Below are 2,935 nucleotides of genomic sequence, written 5' to 3' on the forward strand. Positions count from 1 at the left end.
CGACCGAACCACGCATTCTCAGCGTACCCCAATGGTGATAAGAAAGGCCTCGCAATTTAATCCCGAGGCGACGCTCGGGACGCTCCCGCAGGTATTTGTTCCATGTCCCGACGAGCTTCGAGAGGTCACCGCCGAACTGTGGGACAATGATTTTCCGAAGCGTCGTGATGTTGCGCAGTCCCTTCGGTATTTCCTCGAGGGACTCGGGTAATGCAACGCTCGTGATTTGTCCTTGGCTGAAATCACCGAGGAGGTTTTCGATCGCCTCCTCACTCAGCAAGGAGTTTTTATTCATTGAGAAATCAAGACGTCCGTCGCGGAAACCATACTCCATCACCGGAGATTTTTCCTGAGCAGAAAGCTTGTCTCGCGAAGCGGTGGACGTCATGCTGTACATGGTTTCCTCTCTGATCGTGATGCGTGAATGAATGTCGTTGCCTGACGACACGTATGTCACCCTCACCGCTCAGTGGTTCCATGACGGCATGAGCCCGGTAGTTTCATCCTCGGTGCCGCAGGCGCCGGCGCATGTCCGGGGCCTGGCCAGCGCCCACCCACTCGCAGCCCGCGCCCTCACCCCCCGCGGCGTGGCACGGAACAGCGCACGGACAACGCCGGCATCCACGCCAGCAGTGTCTGGACCAGATGCTGCGGATCGATCGGCTTGCTCACGTGCGCATTCATGCCGGCAGCAAAGCACTCCTGCCGGTCCTCGTCCATCGCCGCCGCCGTCATCGCGATGATCGGCAGATGCTCGCCCTGCGGCAGCTGGCGGATCACCCGCGTCGCCTGCGGCCCGTCCATCTCCGGCATCTGCATGTCCATCAGCACCAGGTCGAAGGGCGCCTTGCGCACCCACTCCACCGCCTCCAGCCCGTTGTTCGCGACCGTCACCTCCAGCTCGCCGAGCGCCAGGAAGGCGAGCGCCACCTGCTGGTTCACCAGGTTGTCCTCGGCCAGCAGCACGCGCGCGCCGCGCAGCGGCTTCAACTGCTCGGCGTAGCCGGCACTGCGCGACACCGCCGGCGTGTCCTTCGCCTGCTCGCCGCGCTGCAGCCGCACCACCGTGTCGAACAGCCGCGACGGCGTGACCGGCTTGCTCAGCACGCCCGTCAGCGGCAGCTCGCCCAGCGCCTCGCTGACCCGCTCCAGCGTGTGCGGCGTCGCCATCGCGATGATCGCCAGCTGCTGTGTGCCGCGCTCGGCCATCAGGCGCCGTGCTTCGTGCACGAAATCGAGATCGGCCGAACGCCAGTCGAGCAGCAGCAGCTCGTACGGCGACTGCGCGTCGGCGCGCTTCAGCTTGTGCATCGCGTCGTCCGCGAAGGCCGCGCTGCCGACCTGGAAACGCCAGCTCTGCAGCACCTGCTGCAGCACCACGCGCGCGGTCGGCTGGTTGTCGAGCACCAGCGTGCGCATGCCGCGGATCGAATGCAGGTCGATGCGCTCGGCACCCTCGCGCGCCAACCCGAAGCGCGCGTTGAACGTGAACAGGCTGCCCTCGCCGGGCGCGCTGCGCACCTCGATCGTGCCGCCCATCAGCTCGACCAGGCGCTTGCAGATCGCCAGCCCCAGCCCGGTACCGCCGTAGCGGCGCGCGGTGCTGCGCTCGGCCTGGCTGAACACCTGGAACAGCTGCCCCGCCTGCTCGGGCGTCAGGCCGATACCGGTGTCGCGCACGCCGAAGCGCAGCTCGACCCCGTTCTCGTCACGCGACAGCAGCGCGGCGCTGACGACGATCTCGCCGCGCGACGTGAACTTGATCGCATTGCCGACCAGGTTGTTCAGCACCTGCGTCAGCCGCAACGAATCGCCGAGCAGCCGCTGCGGAATGGCCTCGTCGATCTCGAACACCAGCTCCAGCCCGGCCTCCTCGATCTTCACGGCGAACAGGTTGCCGACGTTCTCGATCGTTTCCTCGGGGCTGAACTCCTCGCTCTCCAGCACCACCCGGCCGGCCTCGGCCTTCGAGTAGTCGAGGATGTCGTTCAGCAACGAGAGCAGCGCCTTCGACGAGGTCTGCACCTTGCTGAGGTGGCCGCGCTGCTGCGTGTCGAGCCGGCCGTCGAGCACCAGCTGCGTCAGGCCGATGATGGCGTTCATCGGCGTGCGGATCTCGTGGCTCATGCTCGCCAGGAACAAACTTTTTGCCGCATCGGCGGCCTGCGCCTGGTCGCGCGCCTGAGCCAGTTCACGGCCGCGCCGTCGCTCGTCCGCATGGGCCTGCGCCAGGCGCGCATACATCCACCCGTTCTCCAGCAGCAGCTCGTACAGCACGACGCTGCAGGTCAGCAGGCCGTACAGCCGGCCGGCGTAGAAGCCCAGGTCGTAGCGGCCGCCGTTCAGCATCGCCGACAGCGCGGTGTCGAACAACCAGGCGCACAGCGCCACCATCAGCCAGCGGTCGAGCACCGAGGGGCGGCGCTGCTGCCACAGCAGGCCGAGCGTCAGCACYGTGACGGCACAGATCACCCCGACCATCCCGCGYAGCAGCGGCGTCGACTGCGAGCCCTGCATGACCGCCGGCAGCAACGATGCGCCCACCGTCGCAAGCGCGATCAGCCCCAAGGCCAGCGCCACCGTGAACAGCGGCACCGCGAACGGGTGCGAGACGGCACGCGGACCGCGCCGTGGCCACGCATAGGCCAGCACGAACAGCGGAAAGCCCAGGTGCCAGAACAGGTAGATCCACGCCGTGCTGTGCGGCCCCGCGCCCAGCAGGCCCTCGGGCGCGAACAGCCCCGGAAAGCTCATCGCATGGCCGACCACCAGCAAGGCCGCGAACAGGTAGCCGCTCGCCAGCACCGCCAGCGGCCGCGCCCGCAGCACGCGCGACTGGCCGAACAGCAGCACCGCCGTGATCAGGTCGTTGACGACCACCGCGGTTTCATAAAGGGCGATGAAGCTCGGGAAGGGCGACAGCTTGACCTTTGCA

General features: G+C 66.9%; 2 protein-coding genes. Both read right to left on the reverse strand.

The genetic code is table 11. The features are described from left to right. The coding region (locus tag AC1DXV_RS33275; protein ID WP_477937811.1) for a hypothetical protein at window positions 1–397 on the reverse strand (397 nt) is incomplete at its 3' end. A gap of 176 nt (window positions 398–573) precedes the next feature. Next, window positions 574–2,935: response regulator (locus AC1DXV_RS33280; protein WP_477937813.1), on the reverse strand; the 2,362-nt coding region annotated here is incomplete at its 5' end.

The organism is Rhizobacter sp. P3_C12, from assembly GCF_056402735.1.